The organism is Sphingomonas echinoides (assembly GCF_029623395.1).
In the GTDB taxonomy this organism is placed as follows: Bacteria; Pseudomonadota; Alphaproteobacteria; order Sphingomonadales; family Sphingomonadaceae; genus Sphingomonas; species Sphingomonas echinoides_A.
The window spans coordinates 12,787-33,456 of record NZ_JAPYKK010000042.1 but is presented as its reverse complement, the minus strand read 5'-3'; the positions used below and the strand labels follow the sequence as shown (position 1 = coordinate 33,456).

At 65.5% G+C, this 20,670-nt stretch carries 21 protein-coding genes, 1 tRNA gene and 1 pseudogene; 7 read left to right on the top strand and 16 right to left on the bottom strand.

The features are described from left to right. Window positions 1–354 (bottom strand): annotated as a pseudogene (locus QBJ92_RS18245) (energy transducer TonB); the annotation flags it as partial. Window positions 355–449: 95 nt separating this feature from the next. Between QBJ92_RS18245 and rph the strand changes: the two are divergent. Together rph and rdgB are read left to right on the top strand one after the other, a co-directional pair. Continuing rightward, window positions 450–1,166: a ribonuclease PH gene (rph, locus tag QBJ92_RS18240; RefSeq protein WP_277971112.1), complete on the top strand. Its 717-nt coding sequence runs from the start codon at window positions 450–452 to the stop codon at window positions 1,164–1,166. Next, window positions 1,163–1,807, top strand: a complete 645-nt coding sequence (gene rdgB, locus QBJ92_RS18235) for an RdgB/HAM1 family non-canonical purine NTP pyrophosphatase (protein WP_277971111.1) — start codon at window positions 1,163–1,165, stop codon at window positions 1,805–1,807. The genes rph and rdgB overlap by 4 nt, the downstream gene beginning before the upstream one ends. Before the next feature lie 74 nt (window positions 1,808–1,881). Here rdgB and QBJ92_RS18230 read toward each other — a convergent pair whose 3' ends face one another. Beyond that, a complete protein-coding gene (locus QBJ92_RS18230; protein WP_277971110.1) occupies window positions 1,882–2,493 on the bottom strand; it encodes a PEPxxWA-CTERM sorting domain-containing protein in 612 nt (203 codons plus the stop codon). 238 nt (window positions 2,494–2,731) lie between these two features. Further along, window positions 2,732–3,280: a CAP domain-containing protein gene (locus tag QBJ92_RS18225; protein ID WP_277971109.1), complete on the bottom strand. Its 549-nt coding sequence runs from the start codon at window positions 3,278–3,280 to the stop codon at window positions 2,732–2,734. A gap of 59 nt (window positions 3,281–3,339) precedes the next feature. On the opposite strand from QBJ92_RS18225, the gene hemW reads away from it, so the two are divergent. Next, entirely contained in the window at window positions 3,340–4,515 is a 1,176-nt protein-coding gene (gene hemW, locus QBJ92_RS18220) for a radical SAM family heme chaperone HemW (RefSeq protein ID WP_277971108.1), read from the top strand. Between the two features lie 11 nt (window positions 4,516–4,526). Here the strand turns inward: hemW and QBJ92_RS18215 are convergent, their stop codons facing one another. From QBJ92_RS18215 to QBJ92_RS18195, 5 genes are all read right to left on the bottom strand, one after another. Continuing rightward, window positions 4,527–5,186: a DUF4893 domain-containing protein gene (locus QBJ92_RS18215; RefSeq protein WP_277971107.1), complete on the bottom strand. Its 660-nt coding sequence runs from the start codon at window positions 5,184–5,186 to the stop codon at window positions 4,527–4,529. 183 nt (window positions 5,187–5,369) lie between these two features. Next, the gene (gene clpX, locus QBJ92_RS18210; RefSeq protein WP_131529270.1) at window positions 5,370–6,638 is read right to left on the bottom strand and encodes an ATP-dependent Clp protease ATP-binding subunit ClpX; all 1,269 of its coding nucleotides are present in this window, start codon (window positions 6,636–6,638) and stop codon (window positions 5,370–5,372) included. A gap of 165 nt (window positions 6,639–6,803) precedes the next feature. After that, a complete protein-coding gene (locus tag QBJ92_RS18205) occupies window positions 6,804–7,505 on the bottom strand; it encodes an ATP-dependent Clp protease proteolytic subunit (protein ID WP_131529272.1) in 702 nt (233 codons plus the stop codon). A 193-nt stretch (window positions 7,506–7,698) separates the two neighbouring features. Next, window positions 7,699–9,324: a trigger factor gene (tig, locus tag QBJ92_RS18200; protein WP_277971106.1), complete on the bottom strand. Its 1,626-nt coding sequence runs from the start codon at window positions 9,322–9,324 to the stop codon at window positions 7,699–7,701. A gap of 60 nt (window positions 9,325–9,384) precedes the next feature. After that, a tRNA-Leu gene (locus tag QBJ92_RS18195) sits at window positions 9,385–9,469 on the bottom strand. 159 nt (window positions 9,470–9,628) lie between these two features. On the opposite strand from QBJ92_RS18195, the gene QBJ92_RS18190 reads away from it, so the two are divergent. Next, a complete protein-coding gene (locus QBJ92_RS18190) occupies window positions 9,629–9,838 on the top strand; it encodes a hypothetical protein (RefSeq protein WP_277971105.1) in 210 nt (69 codons plus the stop codon). Beyond that, window positions 9,835–10,062: a hypothetical protein gene (locus QBJ92_RS18185; protein WP_277971104.1), complete on the top strand. Its 228-nt coding sequence runs from the start codon at window positions 9,835–9,837 to the stop codon at window positions 10,060–10,062. Before QBJ92_RS18190 ends, QBJ92_RS18185 begins: the two co-directional genes overlap by 4 nt. Window positions 10,063–10,074: 12 nt before the next feature. Here QBJ92_RS18185 and QBJ92_RS18180 read toward each other — a convergent pair whose 3' ends face one another. The 8 genes from QBJ92_RS18180 to QBJ92_RS18145 form a co-directional block, all read right to left on the bottom strand. Beyond that, a complete protein-coding gene (locus QBJ92_RS18180; protein ID WP_277971103.1) occupies window positions 10,075–10,659 on the bottom strand; it encodes a hypothetical protein in 585 nt (194 codons plus the stop codon). Window positions 10,660–10,679: 20 nt separating this feature from the next. Next, on the bottom strand, window positions 10,680–11,882 hold the full coding sequence (locus tag QBJ92_RS18175; RefSeq protein ID WP_277971102.1) for a M48 family metalloprotease: 1,203 nt from the start codon (window positions 11,880–11,882) through the stop codon (window positions 10,680–10,682). Beyond that, complete coding sequence (locus QBJ92_RS18170; protein ID WP_277971101.1) at window positions 11,883–12,641, bottom strand: hypothetical protein; 759 nt, start codon at window positions 12,639–12,641, stop codon at window positions 11,883–11,885. A 107-nt stretch (window positions 12,642–12,748) separates the two neighbouring features. Next, window positions 12,749–14,224 carry an Asp-tRNA(Asn)/Glu-tRNA(Gln) amidotransferase subunit GatB gene (gene gatB / locus QBJ92_RS18165; RefSeq protein ID WP_277971100.1) on the bottom strand — a complete coding sequence of 492 codons (1,476 nt, stop codon included), beginning with the start codon at window positions 14,222–14,224 and terminating at the stop codon, window positions 12,749–12,751. 71 nt (window positions 14,225–14,295) lie between these two features. Beyond that, on the bottom strand, window positions 14,296–15,093 hold the full coding sequence (locus QBJ92_RS18160; protein ID WP_277971099.1) for an FkbM family methyltransferase: 798 nt from the start codon (window positions 15,091–15,093) through the stop codon (window positions 14,296–14,298). 69 nt (window positions 15,094–15,162) lie between these two features. Further along, window positions 15,163–16,647: an Asp-tRNA(Asn)/Glu-tRNA(Gln) amidotransferase subunit GatA gene (gatA, locus tag QBJ92_RS18155; RefSeq protein WP_277971098.1), complete on the bottom strand. Its 1,485-nt coding sequence runs from the start codon at window positions 16,645–16,647 to the stop codon at window positions 15,163–15,165. A 115-nt stretch (window positions 16,648–16,762) separates the two neighbouring features. Continuing rightward, a complete protein-coding gene (gene gatC / locus QBJ92_RS18150; RefSeq protein ID WP_277971097.1) occupies window positions 16,763–17,065 on the bottom strand; it encodes an Asp-tRNA(Asn)/Glu-tRNA(Gln) amidotransferase subunit GatC in 303 nt (100 codons plus the stop codon). Between the two features lie 37 nt (window positions 17,066–17,102). Further along, entirely contained in the window at window positions 17,103–18,878 is a 1,776-nt protein-coding gene (locus QBJ92_RS18145; protein ID WP_277971096.1) for a DUF4153 domain-containing protein, read from the bottom strand. 142 nt (window positions 18,879–19,020) lie between these two features. Here QBJ92_RS18145 and QBJ92_RS18140 point away from each other — a divergent pair, with 142 nt between their 5' ends. Together QBJ92_RS18140 and ruvX are read left to right on the top strand one after the other, a co-directional pair. Continuing rightward, window positions 19,021–20,175 carry a DUF3089 domain-containing protein gene (locus QBJ92_RS18140; RefSeq protein ID WP_277971095.1) on the top strand — a complete coding sequence of 385 codons (1,155 nt, stop codon included), beginning with the start codon at window positions 19,021–19,023 and terminating at the stop codon, window positions 20,173–20,175. Further along, entirely contained in the window at window positions 20,172–20,636 is a 465-nt protein-coding gene (ruvX, locus tag QBJ92_RS18135) for a Holliday junction resolvase RuvX (protein WP_277971094.1), read from the top strand. Before QBJ92_RS18140 ends, ruvX begins: the two co-directional genes overlap by 4 nt. The last annotated feature ends 34 nt before the right edge of the window (window positions 20,637–20,670 follow it).

The window sequence follows — 20,670 nt, the reverse complement described above, 5'->3', positions numbered from 1 at the left end:
GCGTGGATCGATTCCCGGACCCGCGACCGGCGCCACCGGGATCGGCGGCGGCTGCGGCAAGCGGATCACCGGTGGCGGCGCGACGACTTCGGTCGGCTTGGCAGTCAGGTTGGGCGGCGCGGCTTCCGCCTCCTTGCGCTTCTCCGCCTTGCGCGGTGCGGGGACGATCTCCTTCCGGGGCGGCGGCGGCGCAGGCGGCAGCACCGAAAACGCCTTCAGTTCCTCCGCCACGCGCGTGCGGAAATCGACCGACAACCCTGTCATCAAGCCATAGCCGATCGCCACGACCAGCAGCGCCGCTCCGCCGGCGGAAGCCACCCGGTCCTTGGTCGATGATGCACGATACGTTGTCATTGCAGGCAAATGGCTCCAGATCTCCCCCTTCAGATAGGGGTGACACCATCCGAACGCACGGGTAGGTCGTCGCGACCATTCTCAGGAGATACCCGATGCGCCCAAGCGGCCGTACCCCCGACCAGATGCGCACGATTACGATCGAGCCGCGCTTCACCCGCCATGCCGAAGGATCGGTGCTGATCGGGTTCGGCGACACCAAGGTGCTCGTCACCGCCAGCATCGAGGAAAAGGTCCCCCCCTTCCTCCGCGGCAAGGGCGAAGGCTGGGTCACCGCCGAATATGGCATGCTCCCGCGCGCGACGCATACCCGTGGCAGCCGCGAAGCCGCCAAGGGCAAGCAATCCGGCCGCACGCAGGAAATTCAGCGCCTGATCGGGCGCTCGCTGCGCGCGGTCACCGACCTCAAGTTGCTCGGCGAACGTCAGATCGTGCTCGACTGCGACGTGATCCAGGCGGACGGCGGCACGCGCACCGCGGCGATCTCGGGCGCGTGGGTCGCGCTTCGCCTCGCGATCGACGGACTGCTCGAAAGCGGCAAGCTGACCAGCGATCCGCTCACGCAGAAGGTCGCCGCGGTCAGCTGCGGGATCTACAAGGGCACCCCCGTGCTCGATCTCGATTACGACGAGGATTCGAAGGCCGACGCGGACGCCAACTTCGTCCTGCTAGAAACCGGTAACATCGCCGAAGTCCAGGCAACCGCCGAAGGCGCGACCTATGACGAGGAGGCGCTGCTCCGCCTGCTCCGCCTGTCGCGCATCGGCTGCACCGAGATCTTCGCGGCGCAGGCCCGGGCCGTCGGCAAATGAGCCCGGTCGAGCCCGACGGCGTGCCGCCCCAGGCGATCCGCAAGCTCACCCCCGGCAAGCTCGTCATCGCCAGCCACAATGCCGGCAAGGTCCGCGAGATCAACGCGCTGCTCGCCGAATATGGGATCGAGGCAATCTCGGCGGCGGACCTCGACTTGCCCGAGCCCGAGGAGACCGGAACCACCTTCGTCGCGAATGCCGAGCTGAAGGCGTTGCAGGCGGCTGACCTGTCGGGCCTGCCCGCGCTGGCGGACGACAGCGGTCTGTGTGTCGATGCTTTGGGCGGCGACCCCGGCGTCTACACCGCCAATTGGGCGGAAACGCCGAACGGTCGCGACTGGACGCTTGCCATGACCAAGGTCGAGCAGGCGCTCGCGGAAAAAGGCCCCGATGCCAGCCGCGCTGCGCATTTCGTCAGCGTGCTCGCGCTCGCCTGGCCGGATGGGCACGTGCAGTGGTTCGAAGGTCGGGCAGAGGGAACGCTGACTTGGCCCCCGCGTGGCGACGTCGGTTTCGGCTATGATCCGGTGTTCGTGCCCTTGGGCAACACCCAGACCTATGCCGAGATGGACCCCGCCGAAAAGCACGCGATCAGCCACCGTGCCGCCGCCTTTGCCGCGATGGTCGACGCCGTTCTGTAAGCGGACGAGCCCCAAAACGTAGAAAAGCCGGCGGTCGTAGGACCGCCGGCTTTTTCAATATGCCCCCAAACCGCTCAGGCGAAGCGGAGCTTGGTCGAGCGCTTGCGATAGCGCAGCGCTGCGCCCATCAGGCCGAAACCGGCGAGCATCATCGCCCACGTGCCGGGCTCAGGCACCGCTGCGGTCATCGACGGGGTGAACTTGGCATAGACGAAGCTCGACAGCGACTTGGTCGACGTGTTCGCGCCGATCATCCCGGGGACGGTGAAGTCCACCGAGGTCAGCGGCGTGTTGACCGCATCCTTGAACAGCACGATTCCGCCGGTCTGCGCGAACGGGATCAGGACGTTGCACGCAACCAGGTTGCTGCAGCCGTTGGTCAGGTTCGGGCGCGAATCGAATGCGCCTGCGCTGCTGTTGATGAACACCTGCGACAGCAGTGCATTGCCCGCGGCGAACGCGCTAGACAGCGTCTTGAAGGTGAAGTTGTTGGTCGTGCAGCCGCCGAACACGCTCGAGCAGGTCCCGTCGAGGAAGGCGACGTCATAGCTTGCACCGCCGATGGAGACGCCCGTCGCGCCCATCAACTTGCCGCCGGTGACGATCGGCGTCGCGGCAAAGGCTGGCATCGCAACGAGCGCGCTGGCGATTGCGGCGGCGGCATACAAGCTCTTGATCGACTTCATCGGTTACACCCCTTTTACAAAGCCGCTCGTCGGCCCCTGGTGAAACCGCATCTACTTCCGAAAAGATGTTGCGCAACCGCGTATAAATGCCTGTTAACCAAGCATTGTTTCGAAATTGGAAGATCATCGTTAACATCTCGCCCATTCCCGATTTGCGACACTTCGGGAAGGATATTTCGGCAATCGGCGTGGCAACAGGCGCCATCCTTACCGCCGCAAGCAACGATTGCGCCGCGACTCAGTAAACGCGTTCGCCGACAACGTTGCCGGGGGGCGAATAGCGGCAGACCAGATAATCGTCGTCCGCGGTGCTGCGAAGCGTACAGCCGACATGCGTGGTCGAGTGCCAGATGATCTGGGTGTAATGGCCGACGTCCTCGCCACGCCCGGTCTTGCTGAAGAACGGGGTCTCGCCGTTGATGAAGTTCACCTTCTCGGCGACCCACAGGTCGACCATCTCGCTATAGGCATAGGCACCCCGCGTTCCGCGGAACAACGCTTCCCCTTCCCGCCCCGCCCCCTCGGGCTGATCGGCATGGCGAAAATCCCCGGTTCGCACCAGCGTATCGGCGTAGGTCGCTGCGTGCGCGGCAAGCATGTCGTCCCAGAGCAACGGCGCCTCGCCGACTTCGGCCCGGGCGGCCGCATGGCGTGCCAGCATGGCCTCTTTCAGCATTGCCTCGCCGCGCGGATAGCTTCCGGCAATCGTCCGTGGCTCGACCACAGTTACAGGGGACGCGCCATCGCATCCGCCCAGCATCAATACTGCAAGCAGTCCCCCCAACATTCGGCCTCTATACCGCAAAGACCTTCCCACCGTCATCGTCTACCTTCATAGCGCGCCGGATGATCGTCCCGTCCGCTTCCTCTGCTGATCCGTCGTCGCCGCTTGCGCTTTATGTGCATTGGCCGTTCTGCGTGTCGAAATGCCCCTATTGCGATTTCAACAGCCACGTCCGCGACGTGGTCGATCAGGCGGAATGGCGCAAGGCGCTGCTGGAGGATCTCCGGTACGAGGCGCAGGCGTTGCCGGGTCGGCGACTGGGCTCGATCTTCTTCGGCGGGGGAACGCCGTCGCTGATGCCGCCCGAAACCGTGGCAGCCGTGATCGATGCGGCGACAACCTATTGGAAACCCGACCCCGACATCGAGATTACGCTGGAAGCCAACCCATCGTCGGTCGAAGCGTCGCGCTTCACCGACCTCGCCCGCGCGGGGGTGAACCGCGTCTCGCTGGGGTTGCAGGCGCTCGACGACAGCGCACTCCGTTTCCTCGGGCGCGCGCACGACGTGACCGAAGGCCTGGGTGCCTTGGCGACCGCGCAGGCGGCGTTCAAGCGAGTCAGTTTCGACCTGATCTACGCGCGCCCGGGGCAGCGGATCGCCGATTGGGAAGCCGAACTCAGCCGCGCGTTGAGCTTCGGAACCGAACATTTGTCGCTGTACCAGCTCACGATCGAACCCGGCACGCGCTTCGCGACCGAAGCCGCGGCGGGGCGGATCGTGATTCCCGATGGCGATTCGGCAGCCGACCTGTTCGAAACGACTCGTGCGATGACGGCGGCGGCCGGCTTGCCCGCGTATGAAATCTCCAATCACGCGCGAATCGGTGCGGAGAGCCGCCACAACCTCGTCTATTGGCGCTACCGCGACTATGCAGGCATCGGCCCTGGCGCACATGGTCGGCGCGGCGGGCTGGCGACGGCGCGGCACAAGAAGCCCGAGAATTGGATGTCGGCGGTCGCCCGCAACGGTCATGGCGCGCAGATCGAGGATCTGCTGCCGCCTTCGGACCGCTCGACCGAGGCGTTGCTGATGGGTCTGCGGTTGCGCGAGGGCGTCGACCTCGGCCGGATCGCACGGCTTGGCGAAACGACCGTGGACGGATTGATCGATACCGTCGCAACGGAACGGCTGATCGCACAGGTGTTGATCGCGCGGGACGGCGACTGGCTGGGCGTTACCGAGGCGGGGATGCTGCTGCTCGACGCGATCCTGCCGATCGTCGTCAGGACTCCGTAAGACGTTTCGTCCTACCCCGACACCGCCGGCACCGACCCCGGAACCTTGGGCGTCACCGGCACCAGCTCGTACACGTCGAGCAACGCTCCGCCCGCCGCCCGCGCGAGGGTCAGCCGCCACCGGAACGGCGAGACCCGCTCCACCACGCCCGTGACGTTCGTCGCCGGGCTGTTGCCATAAGCGGGCACCGAGCCACCCCGGACGGGCGCCAGCGCGCCCAGGAACACCTGTCGCGTGTCGTTCTGGGTGAACAGCCAGCCGCGCGGCTGGATGGTGCCGCTCTGCTTGTTGAAGGCAGTGCCCTCGGGCGTGACCACCACGGTGCAGAAATCGGGCTTGAAGCTCGCGAACCCGGCGCGCCCCCCGAACCGCATCAGGCGGCAATAATAGAGGCCCGGCGACAGTTCGGCCTTGGGCAAAGCGACCGCCGGGTCGAGCAGCGGCCCCTCCGCCGCGACCGCAACTCGCGCGCGACGCGGCAGGTCGGCCCGCGCCCGCGCCCAGACCGTCGGCAGGCGGTCGATCGCGGACCGGTCGACCGAGGTGAGCCGCATATGCCAGCTAGTCGGCACATCAGGCTGCTCCGAAACCGCGATCTGTGGCGGACGTTGCGGCGTGCACCCGGTAGCAAGAGCGATCGTCGCGGATAACAGCAGCGCAGCGTGGCGCATAAAACTCCCTCCGGACCCAGGATCCGACCCGGACCCATGGTACCCTATCCAAACGTAAAGATCGCGGGTTAACGATTCGTCAATTGCTACGATCGGCCGTCCCGCGCGACGCCGCCCGGACGACAAACAGAAAGGGCGCCGGTCGCCCGACGCCCCCGCTGCGGAATGGGAAATGGTGCGGCGTTACGCCGCGCCCGCCCCCGCCTTTTCCTTCTTGGCATAGACGCGGATCGGCTCCTTGCGGCCGTCGATCACGTCCTTGTCGATCATCACCTCATCGACGCCGTCCATCCCGGGCAGGTCGAACATCGTGTCGAGCAGGATCCCCTCGAGGATCGAGCGAAGCCCACGCGCGCCGGTCTTGCGATCGATCGCCTTCTTGGCGACCTGCACCAGCGCATCGTCGGTGAAGCCGAGCTTGACCGTCTCCATGTCGAACAGCTTCTGATACTGCTTCACCAGAGCGTTCTTCGGCTCGGTCAGGATCGTCACCAGCGCCGGAACGTCGAGATCCTCGAGCGTCGCGATCACCGGCAGACGGCCGACGAACTCAGGGATGAGCCCGAACTTGAGCAGATCCTCGGGCTCGACCGCCTTGAGCGTCTCACCGGTACGGCGTTCCTCAGGCGAGGCGACATAGGCACCGAAGCCGATCGACTTGCCCTGCAGACGATCCCCGATGATCTTCTCGATGCCACTGAACGCGCCACCGCAGATGAACAGGATGTTGGTCGTGTCGACCTGCAGGAACTCCTGCTGCGGATGCTTGCGGCCCCCCTGCGGCGGAACGCTTGCGGTGGTGCCTTCCATGAGCTTGAGCAGCGCCTGCTGGACGCCCTCGCCCGAAACGTCGCGCGTGATCGACGGGTTCTCGGCCTTGCGGCTGATCTTGTCGATTTCGTCGATGTACACGATCCCGCGCTGCGCCCGCTCGACGTTATAGTCGGACGCCTGGAGCAGCTTGAGGATGATGTTCTCGACGTCCTCGCCGACGTACCCGGCTTCGGTCAGCGTCGTCGCATCGGCCATCGTGAACGGCACGTCGAGGATTCTAGCAAGGGTTTGGGCAAGCAGCGTCTTGCCGCAACCCGTCGGGCCCATCAGCAGGATGTTCGACTTGGCCAGCTCGACATCCGCGCCCTTCTGGCCGTGGTTGAGGCGCTTGTAGTGGTTATGCACCGCCACCGAAAGCACGCGCTTGGCGCGCTTCTGGCCAATGACGTAATCATCGAGCACGTCGCAGATTTCCTGCGGCGTGGGCACGCCGCCGTCCTTCTTGCTCACCAGCGCGGACTTCGTCTCCTCGCGGATGATGTCGTTGCACAGTTCGACGCATTCATCGCAGATGAAAACGGTAGGGCCCGCAATCAGCTTGCGGACTTCGTGCTGCGATTTGCCGCAGAACGAGCAATAAAGCGTGCTCTTGGAGTCGCCGCCGGTCATCTTTGGCATTTAGTCCATCCTTGGCAGCCCTTGGGGCGCACTACTGCGAGGGTCCATCCTAGACCGCCCTCGCGCGGTCCGACAATCACCAAAATCGTCTTGAGATAGGTGTGCCGGGCTAAAACATAGACGCCCGGCACTGAATATACGGTGAATTTACGAGATCACTTCGAATTATGCAGACGTCAGCGCCGGCGGCGTGGTCGAGTCGTCGGGGAGCGCCGGACGCTTGTCGAACACCTGATCGACCAGGCCGAAGTCCTTGGCCTCATGCGCCTCGAGGAACGTGTCACGGTCCATCGCACGCTCGATCTCCTCGAGCGGCTTGCCGGTGTACTGCGCATACAGCGCATTCATCCGGTTCTTGATCCGCTGGATTTCCTTCGCCTGGATCTGGATGTCGCTCGCCATGCCCTGCGCCCCGCCCGAAGGCTGGTGGATCATGATGCGGGCGTTGGTCAGCGCGACGCGCATGCCGGGCTCGCCCGCGGCCAGCAGGAAGCTGCCCATCGAGGCAGCCTGGCCCATGCAGACCGTACCGACGCGCGGCCGGATGTACTGCATCGTGTCATGGATCGCCATGCCCGCCGTGACGACACCGCCCGGCGAGTTGATGTACATGAAAATGTCCTTCTTCGGATTCTCCGATTCCAGGAACAGCAGCTGGGCGCTGATCACCGAGGCCATATGGTCTTCGACGCCGCCCGTGATGAAGATGATGCGTTCGCGCAGCAGCCGCGAGTAAATGTCGAAGCTGCGCTCGCCGCGATTGGATTGCTCGATGACGATCGGAACGAGCCCGCCCTGCGGGGAGGCCGCCATCCCGGCGCCATGAAGGGGGGCCATGAAGTCACCGGTGTCGAACGGATTGCGCATGATGAGTCTTGAAATCCTTTATGCCCCGAAGAGACGTCATACATCGGCGTTGCCGGAAACGAGTTCAAGCCCCGTTGGGCTACAGGGTCGTGATCCGGGGCCACGCAACGCCGCCGCGCGATGATCGACAGCCAACAAAAAGGGGCGATCCGAAGACCGCCCCTGTTTGAACCTCGCGAAAGAGACCCGGCGCTTACGCCTCGGGCTCTTCCTTGACCGCAGCGGCCTTCTTCTTCGCCGGTGCCTTCTTGGCAGGCGCTTCCGCAGCAGCCTCGTCGCCAGCCGGCTCTTCAGCCTTCTTGGCAGGGGCCTTCTTGGTCGCAGCCTTCTTCACCGGCTCCGCAGGCGTCGGTGCCGCCGCATCGTCGGTTGCCGGAGCGGCTTCGCCCTCGGCGTCGCCATCAGCCGACTTGGCCTTCTTCGCCGAAGCCTTCTTGGCAGCCTTGGGCTTGTGGTTGTCGTGATCGTGGCTGTGCGTGCCGGTCGAGAAACCCTCGTCGCTCTCGATCGCTGCCTCGAGCTCCTCGCGCGTCACTTCGCGATCCGAAATCTCGGACTTCTCGAACAGGTAGTCGACGACCTTGTCCTCATACAGCGGCGCACGGAGCTGCGCTGCTGCCATCGGCTCCTGCTGGACGTACTGCAGGAAGCGCTGGCGATCCTCGGGGCCGTACTGCTGCGCGGCCTGCGCGATCAGGCGGTTCATTTCCTGCTGGCTGACTTCGACGCCATTGGCCTGGCCGATTTCGCTGAGCAACAGGCCCAGACGAACGCGACGCTCCGCGATCTTCTGGTAATCTTCCCGCTCGGATTCCATCTCGGCAAGCGCTGCCGCCGGATCTTCCTCATGCGTCGCTTCATGCTCGAGCTGCTGCCAGATCTGGCCGAATTCGGCTTCGACCATCGACGGCGGCACTTCGAAGTCATGCCCCTCGGCGAGCTGGTCGAGCAGCTTGCGCTTCATGTAGGTGCGCGTGAGACCATTGAGCTCCTGCTCGATCTGCCCCTTGAGCAACTCGGTCAGCTGGTCGAGGCTCTGCAGGCCGAGCGAGGTCGCGAGCTCGTCGTCGATCTTGGTCTCGCCCGCGGTCTTTACCGACTTGATCGTCAGGTCGAACGTCGCGGCCTTGCCGGCGAGTTCCTTGGCCTGATAGTCGGCCGGGAAATTGACGTTGATCTGACGCTCGTCGCCAGCCTTCACGCCGATGACCTGGTCCTCGAAGCCCGGGATCAGACGCCCCGAACCGATCTCGACCGACATGTCCTCGCCGGTGCCACCGTCGAACGCAACGCCGTCGACCTTGCCGACGAAGTCCATCACGACCAGATCGCCGGATTCGGCTGCACGGCCCTCGGCCTCTTCCCAGCGCTTCTGCTGGTCGGCGAACTTCTGGAGCTGTGCCTGGACGGCAGCCTCGTCAACCGGAACGGTCAGACGCTCGAGCTTCAGACCCTCGATCGCCGGAGTCGGCACGTCGGGGAGCACTTCGAGCTCGACCTTGATGCTGGCATCCTTGCCAAGCTCATAGCCCTCGTCGAGGCTCACCGAAGGCTGCAGCGCGGGGCGCAGCTTGTGCTCGGCGATCAGCTCCTGGATGCCCTGCTGGATCGAGCTGTTGAGCGCGTCCTGCATCAGCGCCTCGCCGTGCATCTTGCGCACCAGGTTCGCGGGCACCTTGCCAGGGCGGAAGCCGGGCATCTTCACCGTCGGCGCGACACGCTTCAGTTCGGCGTCAACGCGCGAATCGATGTCCTTCGCGGTGATCTTCAGCGTGTAGGCGCGCTTCAGCCCCTCGTTCAACGTCTCGACAGTCTGCATGTTCAGGTCTGGCCTTTTACAGGAAATTCGTTTGGCGGCCGCCCGTTTGCCACGGGCGGCTGGTGCGGGCGAAGGGACTCGAACCCCCACATCTTGCGATGGCAGGACCTAAACCTGCTGCGTCTACCAGTTCCGCCACGCCCGCACAGGACACCGCCGGTGTGGGGGGCGTCTATAGCAGGCGCACAGGGTTGGGCAAGTCGCGGCGTTACATGCCCGAAAAACAGTCCGGAAGCGTGCTCCGGGATATTACGGGGCAACTCCCGCCGGGACCACGCGTTAAAGTAGGCAGAGGAGAAAACTGATGGCGACCACACCCCCCACCGAACTTCCCCCGATGCCCGGCGATCCCGGCACGGTGCCGACCGAACCCGGTCAGCCGACCCCGATGCCCACCGAATTGCCGCCACCGACCCCGGACACCGACATCCCCAATCCGGCACCGATGGGCGACCCGGCGATCGACCCGGCGCAACCGGTCGACGACTCCGGCCTGTCGGGCGACTTCGCATGAGCGACATCGATAAGAGCGAAGGACCGATCAAGGGGCCGCTCGACGATCCCAAGGCGGACAAGGACGACCGCAGCGACCTCCAGAAGATGGTGGAAGCGCGCAAGGATGCGGTCGAGGACGGTGAAGGCGGCGCTGAGCCGGAAACCTTCACCTCCACGGGCATGTCCGACGGCGTAGGCGGCACCGGCGGCGTCACCAAGAACCAACGCGACGACGCGCAGTAAATCGTCCTCCCGCTATCGTGCGATCGCTGCCTTGGCGATGATCGCACGATAAGCGGGGGCGTCGCGGTCATAGAAGAATATGGCCGGCGCATCGAAAGTGATCATGAACAATCGCCCGTCGACGATCGCGGCAACACCGTCCCCACGACGCCGCACCTCCTCATCGACTCGGGCGTAGGTGTAGGTAAACGCCACCCCCTTTTCGCCCAGAAACCGCGCCGAGGCGATCGTTTCGATGGTCATGACGGGGGTGTTGAGCGCAATCCGGTAGCTGGATTCGAACAGCGCAGGAATATCGGTCAGCAACATCGTGCGCGAGAAGCGCGGCAGCGGCTTGGAATGTTTGTCGACCTCGCGAAATAGCGTCCGGTCCGGCTCGATCCCACCGTAGAAGGTCACTTCGTTCAGTCCGTCCCCGTCGATCGTCCAGCTTTCCGAGCGGCGTCCGGGCCGGGCGCCCATCCTGTTCCACTCGCAGTCGGGCGTCACCGTCATCGGCGATCTGGCGACCGCCACGGGCACGTGCGCCGCAACCAGTGTGTTCGCCGCCAGCGCGGGCTGTGCCGCCGCCAGCAGGATCGCGCAGAACCAGCGCATATGATTGCCGGGGGTTGCCCTCACTGGATCAACGTCGCGATCATCGCCGCGTCCTGTGCGGCGGGTTTCATCGTCAGATAGGTCCTGAGCGCCGCTACCCCGCCCGCATCGCGACTGCGCAATTGCGCCAGCCCCAACCCGCGATACGCCTCGGCACGGGTCGGATCGCGCGCGATGACCTCCCGGTAGAAACCGGCCGCAGCGACCAGGTCTCGTGGATGGCCACGCGCCCGGTAGAGTTCGCCGCGCGCGAACAGCAGGTCCGCCGACCACTGCGCGCCCGCCATCCGACGCAGGATGAAATCGGTCCCGGCGAAATCGTTGCGCTTGATCTCGTCCGACAGCCACGCCGCCCGCCACGGTGCCAGCGCCGCGTCGTACCGCTCCTTGCCGTCTTCCCCCGGCTTGTTCATCGCCAGCGCGAGCTGTCGCAAGGTCGTCGTTCGCTCGATCGTAGAAGGATGGTCGTCGGTAAAGCCGGCACGATCGTAGCGGGTACTGCGTTGGCGGCGGCCATGCGCGGTCGCATCCTTTTCATCCAGCAGCTGATCCCAGATGTCGGGGAATCGCTGCGGATCGTAAGGGGACGCCTTGAGATACGCCATCGACAGCAGGTCCGCCTGCCGCTCCTGATCGCGGGTATGGGCATAAGTCGATCCGATCGCAGAGGTCTGCACCGACCGCGCGACTCGCACCGTGTCATAGGCGCTGCGGCCGCCGTACGCCCACGCCGCCGCCCCCGCGACGCTCGCCCATGCGGCAATGCCCCCCGCCGTCCGGTCATGCCTGAAGCCATGCAAGCTGTGCCGCAATTCGAAATGCGCGAATTCGTGGCCGAGGATGGACGCGAGCTCAGCCTCGTCGCGTGCCCGAAGCAACAGGCCGGTATGGACGATCATCATCCCGTTCGCCGCCATCGACGCGTTCAAGCTGGTGTCGCGAACGATATAGGGCCGGACGGCCTGGCACCGCGCCGCGCCGACGGTCCGGCAGACCACTTGCATGACATAGGCTTTGAGCGGCGCATCGTTGATGACCACGGTCGAATCGCGAAAGCTGCGCTCGCGCTCGTCGAATTCCATCCAGATCCCGCGCTCGTCGACACCCTGTGGCTGATACGCTCCGCTATAGGGCGGAAGGCTGGGGATCGGCTCCGCGTGCGCCGCCACGCCCGTCAACAACGCGACCGCCGCCGCCGCCCGGCGCCATTGGCCAGGCCACATCTACTTGACCGTCTGGCTGGCGGGCATCGCGCTGCCCGGAAAGCCCTCGAGCAATTGCGCCACGCGTTTTTTCGCGCCCTCGGGGGTGCGGACGTCGCCCCCCATCGCCATATCGGCATTGAGCCATACCAGATCGCCGGTGCGCAGGTCGACCAGCCCCGCCATCCCGGTGTGCTCGCCAGACTTGACCGAAACGTACGCCATTGCGGCGAAAACCTGCAGGAACTTGCGTCCGGTCGACCCAAACTGGTCCTGATTCGACACGAAAAGGGCGTAATTCGCGCGCGTTCCGCGCGCGACTTCGGCGACGCCGGGCCCCATCGTCCAATCGAACTGCCCCTTGCGTTTCTTGCTCGGCAAGCGGTTTCCGGCGAAGAACTGATAGCGCATCACGCTATCCGCAAGCACCGAGAAAAGCGCGCGATACTCCGCCATCACCTGCGCGGCGGGGCCGACAGGCTCGTCGGCAACGATCACCTGATTGCCCAGGCGAGTCTGCGCAAGGGTCAGTGCCGCCGCGATATTTTCGCGCGCCTGCGCGGTCCAGTCGGCATCGGGCTCGAACATCCCGCCGGTCGATTGCGCGCCGACTGAGATCGTCGGGCGGATCAGCAGGATCGTCGCTGAACGCGGCGGCAGAACGAAGCCCGGCTTCGTCCCCGTCCGCTCCTGCGCCCACGCAACTTGCGGCAAGATCACCAGCAGGATGCAGGCACAACGCAGCGTGCAAAGTCGCAACGGCATAAAGCCCCCTGTCATCGCCCTTGCCCCCAAGGTCGATGACAAAGAGTATGCGCCAACAGCGGAAAAGATCAAGGTCCGGGCGCACGACGATCAATAATCGTGCAGAGCCCGAGGATTGAACGTTAGCCCAATACTTTCTTCAGAACTTCATTGACGACGCCGGGATTGGCCTTTCCGCCCATCGCCTTCATGGTCTGCCCGACGAAGAAGCCGAACAACTTGTCCTTGCCGCTGCGATAGTCGGCGACCTTGTCTTCGTTCGCCGCCATGACTTCGGCGATGACCCGTTCGATTTCACCCGTATCGCTGGTCTGCTTGAGCCCGCGCTCCTCGACCACGGCACCTGCGCCCTGTCCGGTTTCGAGCATGATCTCAAACACCTGCTTGGCGAGACTCCCCGACAGCGTCCCATCCGCGACCAGTCCGAGCAGCTCGGCGGCCTGCGTCGGGCTGACCGGCGAGGTCGTGAAATCGGTCCCGGTGCGGTTGAGCGCGCCGAACAATTCCGACGTCGTCCAGTTCGCCGCCGCGACCGGTTTCGTCCCTGTTTCCAGCAACGTATCGAACCACCGCGCCGCCTCTACCTCGGCGGTCAGCACCGCCGCGGCATACGGCGTGATGCCGAGCGCCTCATAGCGCCGCCGCTTGGCGTCGGGCAGTTCGGGCAAGGACGCGCGGCATTCCTCGAGGAACGCATCGTCGAGTTCGAGCGGCAACAGATCCGGATCCGGGAAGTACCTGTAATCGTGTGCATCTTCCTTCGACCGCATCGAGCGAGTCTCGTTGCGGTCGGGGTCGTACAGCCGCGTTTCCTGGACGATCCGGCCGCCGTCCTCGAGCACCTCGACCTGCCGCCGCGCTTCCTGCTCGACCACCGCCATCACGAAGCGGACCGAGTTGACGTTCTTGGTCTCGGTCCGCGTGCCCAGCGGGTCCCCCGCCTTGCGCACGCTGACGTTGACGTCGGCGCGCATCGAGCCCTCTTCCATATTGCCGTCGCAACTACCGACATAACGCAGGATCGAGCGCAACTTGCGCAGGTAAGCCCCTGCTTCTGCAGGAGAAGTCATGTCCGGCTTGGACACGATCTCCATCAGCGCAACGCCCGATCGATTTAGATCGACGTACGAGCGAGTCGGATGCTGGTCGTGCATCAGCTTGCCCGCGTCCTGCTCGACGTGGATCCGCTCGACGCCGATGCGCTTGCCGCTCTGGTCGGGGTTCTTGTCGTCAAGGCTGATGTCGATCGCGCCCTCGCCCACAAGCGGATGATAAAGCTGGCTGATCTGGTAACCCTGCGGCAGATCGGCGTAGAAATAGTTCTTGCGATCGAACCGCGACCATTTGTTGATCTGCGCGTCGATCGCCATGCCGGTGCGGACCGCCTGCCGGATGCACTCGCGGTTGGGCACGGGGAGCATCCCCGGCATCGCGGCATCGACCAGCGACACCTGGCTGTTGGGCTCGGCCCCGAACGCGGTCGCCGCGCCCGAGAACAGCTTGGCGTTGGAGGTCACCTGCGCATGGACCTCGAGGCCGACGACGACCTCCCAGTCACCGGTTTCGCCATGAATCGTATAGGTCTGATGTTCGCTCATGCGCGCTGGCTAGCACGCAGATTGCCGTTCTGCATTTGGAAAATGACCCACGGCGCTTTGCCGAAACAGCCTCAGTGCTGCATGGGCGCCGCGCGCAGGTACGCAAGATTTTCGCCCTGAATGAAAATCTCGAACCCGCGCGTACCGAAGGCGCGCTGAAAACTGCGGCTCGTCCCCTTCCCCGGGAGCATCCAATCGTGCGGCTCGACGAAGATCAGTGCGGTGTCATCGATCCAGTCGGTATTCCCGTCAAAGACGTCCGCCTCGAAGCCCTCGATATCGATCTTGACGATCAGCGGCACCCCCCCGGGCACGCGCGCGATGGCGTCCGCAATGGTCAGCACCTCGCACCCGCCGGTGCTGCGTTCGGTCTGCACCGCCCAGGCGGCATCGGCCGGTACGACGTTAACAAATCCGCGTTCGCCCCCAACCGCTGCCTGCAGGACGAGCATCCCGTCGAGATGCGCGGTATTTATACGCGCCATTTCGGCATTGGCGGCATCCGGCTCGATCGCGACGATCGAGGCATCGGGAAATTGCTGGCGAAACCAAAGCGATGCGGCGCCGATATTGGCACCAGCATCGACGATTACCGGGACCTGGCCATTCGCCAGGATGCGCAGATACTCCCGCTGCACAGCGTCGCGGACATAGCTATTGGTGAGCGCATATTCCCGATTGCGAAAGATCTGTCGAAGAACGCTGAAGTCACTGGTTCGTGGCCTGACACTGACGGACATGTTTCCCGGCACGACGACAGATACATGCCTGGAGTTTCCGAACCAGGCGCGTAAACCGCCCAGCCAGAACTGTGGCCCGGCCTCCGCCAGATCTCTCCAGGAACCGCTGACGCGCTGCAGCATCCCCATTCTTCGTCCCCCGCCGCGCGCAGTTTTACCATTGCGCGGCGTTTTGCTCAAGCAGGGGTCTGGGTCAGCTTACCACCAGCGCTCCGCACGCGCGGTGAAGCCGGCGCGTTCCTCCAGCGCCAGCCCCGCATTCAGCACGCCCTGCTCGTCGAGCGGCTTGCCGATGATCTGCAACCCGAGCGGCAGCCCGGCATGGTCGAGACCGCCCGGAACGCTCATCGCGGGCAAGCCGGCGAGCGACGACGGCACCGTGAACACGTCGTTCAAATACATCGCGATCGGGTCCGCGCTCTTCTCGCCCAGCGCGAAGGCGGCGGACGGTGCGGTCGGGGTCAGCAGCACATCACACTTGGCCCACGCCTGCTCGAAATCGCGCGCGATCAACGTGCGGATCTTCGACGCCTGGGTGAAATAGGCGTCGTAATAGCCCGCCGAGAGCACGTACGTGCCGATCATGATCCGGCGCTTGACCTCGTCGCCGAACCCGTCGGCACGGGTCGCGGCATACATGTCCTGCAGGTTCGCCCCCTCGGGCAAGTCGCGCAGACCGTAGCGCACGCCGTCATAGCGCGCGAGGTTGGACGACGCCTCGGCCGGTGCGATGATGTAATAGGCCGGGAGCGCATATTTGGTATGCGGCAGCGACACCTCGACGATCTCGGCCCCGGCATCCTTGAGCCAGTCGATGCCCTGCTGCCACAGCGCCTCGATTTCGGGGGGCATGTTGTCGACACGATATTCCTTCGGAATACCGACGCGCTTACCTTTGAGATCACTGGACAATCCTGCTTCCCACGCAGGCACCGGCAAGTCGAGCGACGTCGCGTCCTTCGCATCGAATCCGCTCATCGCGCCCAGCATGATCGCGCAGTCGCGCACGTCGCGCGCCATCGGCCCGGCCTGGTCGAGCGACGAGGCAAACGCGATCGTCCCCCAGCGCGAGCAGCGCCCGTAGGTCGGCTTGATGCCGGAAATGCCGGTGAAGGCGGCGGGCTGACGGATCGAGCCGCCGGTGTCGGTGCCAGTCGCTGCCGGGCACAGCCGCGCCGCGATCGCCGCGGACGACCCGCCCGACGATCCACCCGGCGCGAGCGCGGCGTTGCCGCCATCGTTCCGCCGCCACGGCGAGATAACGTTGCCAAACGCCGACGTCTCGTTCGACGATCCCATCGCGAACTGGTCCATGTTCAGCTTGCCGAGCATCCCCGCGCCCGCATCCCACAGATTGGCTGACACGGTCGATTCATAGGGAGGCGTGAAGCCGGCGAGGATGTGGCTCGCCGCGGTCGTGGTCACGCCCTTGGTGCAGAACAGGTCCTTCATCCCGATCGGCACGCCCGCCAGGGGCTTGAGCGTCTCGCCCTTTGCGCGTGCCGCATCGGCAGCGTCTGCGGCAGCGAGCGCATGGTCGGGCGTTTCGACGAGGAACGCGTTCAGCGCCTTGGCGGCGGACACGTTGGCGATGAACCCTTCGGCCACTTCGCGCGCAGTGAAGCTGCCGTTGCGCACGCCGTCACGGATCGCAGCGACGCCAAGATTGGTAAGGTCGGTCATTTCGTCATCCTCTCCCGTGCCCCGGCGAAAGCGGGGGTCCAGGGCAGCGCAGGTAGCGGTTCTTGTGTCTGAATCCCCGCCGGCGCGGGGATGATCTTGTGATGACGTCCCGCCATCACTCGATCACCTTGGGCACGGTAAAGAACCCGTGCTCGGCCTGTGGCGCGTTCGCCAATACGGCGTCGCGGATGCCGCCGCCGGTCAGCGGATCGGCGTTCACGACATCGTCGCGCAGCCGCAGATGGTTGGGGATCACCGCGGTCATCGGCGCGACGCCGGTCGTGTCGACCTCGCTCAATTGCTCGATCCAGCCCATGATATTGTCGAGCTCGGGCGCCATGCGCGCGGCTTCTTCCTTGGTGATCGCGATGCGGGCCAGGCTGGCGATCTTGGTGACGGTGGCGATGGTGACTGACATGGCCTGCGGCTAGCAGAGCGTCCGAGCCTTGCGCAACCTATTCGAACGGATCTCCGACCGGAACGCCCCCGACGAACACCCGACGCGCGGGCACGGCACGGATCTCGACCCGGCCTGCGGCGTCCCCCGCCTTGAGCGCAGCGCGTTCCGCGGGCGTCAGCGGGAGCCGTGCATCGTCGTCGACCCGCGCCCAGGCATCCCCCGTTCGACGATAGCGCGCGGCACCGCAGCCCGATCGCAGCGCCGGGCTCGCGGGCGTGGCCGTCGGCGGATCGCGCGTCAGATCGTCGATGCAGCTTTGCGAGATCGACACCGCCTCGCGTGCACCGGGGGCGTACAGCAGGGTGCAGCGATTCTCGCGATCGGAGCGGCACCCCTGCCAGTCGGTCAGCACGCTACGCAAGGCGAACGGCACGGGCACCGTCGCCGGCAGCACGCGCAGGCGTTTGACGAGCAGGTCGGCATCGGTCTGCGTGCGGTCGATCCCCGCGATATCCCACCGACCGGTCTTGGTCGCGACATCCTTTGCGCGCGCCGCGATCACCGGATTGGCGGAGCGCGCGAGACGCCGGAGCGCGGCCTTGCCGGGATCGCCAAAATCGAACGAAAGCGCTGCCCAGTCGAATTTCGCCACGGAGACCCTGCCAGCCTCGAGCCGCGCGACCTGATCGGCGCTCGACAGCGTGTTGAAGCTCACAATCGGCGTGGCGAGCAGCAGCCCGACCCCCGCCACGACGAAGGCGATCCGCAAATTGCTCGGCCGCACGAACGCGCTCCACGCGTGTCGTCCACGGACCAGCGCGACCAGATACGCCACGCCGTAAACACTGGCGAAGCCGACGAAGACGACCGCCCATAGCCGGTCCGGCGTCAGGCCATATTGCCCGATCCGCAGCCCCGTCGCGATTCCTGCGATCACCGCCAGCGGCAGCACCGCAAGCGCCAGCGCCATCGCGCCAAAGCGCAGCACCGGGTTGGTCGCCTCCTCGTCCGTGCCGTTGCCGATCACCGCATTGGAAAGGATCAGCGCGCCGATCACGCAGCCGAGCAGGATCGGCGTGGTCGATTTGGTCGCCTCCCACAGCGCGTCGAGCCCGGTGAAGGGCAAGGCGAGCAGAAACACCAGCAACCCCGCGCCGAGCACCGGGGCCAGCACCGCGAGCACTGCGGTCACCACCCGCTGGAGCAGCCGCAGCACCCCGTCGCGTTCGCGCAACAACCCGAGCGCACCGCCGAAACTCGCGCCGAACAGCAATGCGTCGAACCATCCGTGCCGCAACAGGTCGCGCAGAAAATGCAGCCCGATCAGGTCGAACAGCGCCGCCAGCAGCCACGCCAGCGCGAATACGACGCCGATGAACAGCCAGCATGCGCCCCACAGGACGACGTTGGTCCAGGCCTCGCCATGCACGTCGGCATAGGGAAAGCGCCACGCGCCATGATCGCGCGCGGTCTGGAACAGCGGCACCGCGATCGCGATCGCCAGGAACAGGCTGGCGCTATGCCAATTGTACCAGGCGCCCCAACCGCCGCCATTCCAATAGACGATCAGCCCGGATACCAATCCGACGACCGCGCCGAACAGCGCCGCCCACCACCAGCGCCGGCGCTCGAGGGCAAAGCAGAAGGTGACGGCCCCGGTGCCGATCGCGGTCGCCAGCGCGATTCGCCACGCTGCCGGATCGACTGCCGGAAACCGCGGTTTCGCGATATCCAGCACCTGCTGCACCGCAAGCGCCGCCAGCGCGCCAACCAGCGCGAGCACGATCGGGCGAATCGGCCACCCGATCCCGTCGCGGGTACCTTCGGTCATTTCGTCCATCGCTTCGTTCCCCACGCTGGTCCGCTACGGACAGCAGCGCCAAGGCGATTGCAAGCGCCGCGATCCTGCTGCACGGAAATCCCATCACGTCTGCATGGGCACTGCCGCGCCATGCCCGTGGGAGGTGGACCGCTTGGCGCGCAAGTTTCTCTACATCTTCAGCGGCCTGATCGTGCTCGCGATCGCCGGTGCCTTTGCTTATGCGATCTGGGGCAAGGAGTTGATCGCGCTGGCGACGGTGCCGACCGCCGGTTTCGAACGCTTGCCCGCTGAAAGCACCGCACACTATCGCGTTGCGCGCATGTGGCTGGCGCGCCCCGATATTCCGGGCAACCCCGCGTCATGGACACCGCCCGGCTACACCCCTGCGCGGACGCCGCGGGCTGCGGTGTTCTTCGTCCATCCGACTTCGTTCCTCGAACGCTCGCGCTGGAACGCCCCGCTCGACAATCAGGAAGCCAATGCTCGCGCGGCACTGTTCCTGCGCGGCCAGGCGAGCGCGTTCAACGACATCGGCGCGATCTGGGCACCGCGCTACCGCCAGGCGACCTTCGGGGCGTTCCTGACGACGCAAGCGAACGCGGCCAAGGCACTCGATCTCGCCTATCAAGACGTCGCCGCCGCGTTCGACGCCTTCGTCGCGCAAGCCGGGGACCGGCCGATCATCCTCGCGGGCCACAGCCAAGGGTCGCTCCACCTGATCCGGCTGCTGCGCGAGAAGATCGCGGGCAAGCCGATCGCGAAGCGGATCGTCGCGGCTTATGTCGTCGGCTGGCCGGTCTCGCGGACGACCGACATGCCTGCGCTCGGCCTGCCCGAATGCCGCACCGCGGAGCAGTCGGGGTGCATCCTGTCGTGGCAGAGCTTCGCCGAACCCGCCGACCCGTCGCTGGTGCTCGATGCCTATGACGCGAGCAGCACGATCGACGGCAAACCCCGCCGCGGTACGCCGATGATCTGCACCAACCCGCTGACCGGCATCCCCGACGCGACCGCCCCCGCGACCGCCAACCTTGGCACGCTCTTCCCCTCGGCCGACCTCACCAGCGCGACGATCGAACCGGGCCGAGTCGCGGCGCGCTGCGATTCGCGCGGGATCCTGCTGATCGGCAACCCACCGTCGCTCGGTGGCTATGTCCTGCCCGGCAACAATTATCACGTGTACGATTACAGCCTGTTCTGGGCGAACGTCCGCGCCGATGCGGCCCGCCGGCTCGCGACGTTCACCGCGGCGTCGGTCCCCGCTGGGCAACGGCAGCGCGCCGTGCAACCGAGCCGCCCGCAATGATCACGACCGACCGCCTCGAATTCCGCGCCGCCCTCCCGACCGGGGGGCGGCTGATCGGCCTGGACGTCGGCACCAAGACGATCGGCACCGCCTTGTGCGACGCGGGCTGGAGCTTCGCCTCGCCTGCGCTGCTGATCCGCCGGACCAAGTTCCAGAAGGACAAGATCGCGCTCGCCGACCTGATCGCGGCGCAGCAGGTTAAGGGGATCGTCATCGGTCTCCCGCTCAACCTGACTGACGGCAGCGAAAGCCCGCGCAGCCAGTCGAGCCGCGCCTTCGCCCGCAACCTTGCGGATCTCGCGCTGCCGATCTTCCTCCAGGATGAACGCTGGTCGACGCAAGCCGTGACGCGCACGCTGATCGAGCAAGACGCCAGCCGGGCGAAACGCGCCGAGCTGGTCGACAAGATGGCGGCGGCCTACATCCTGCAAAGCGCGATCGACGCGCTGGTCGCGATCTGAAGCACGCTTTACCCGCGCTGCTTCAGTAACGAAC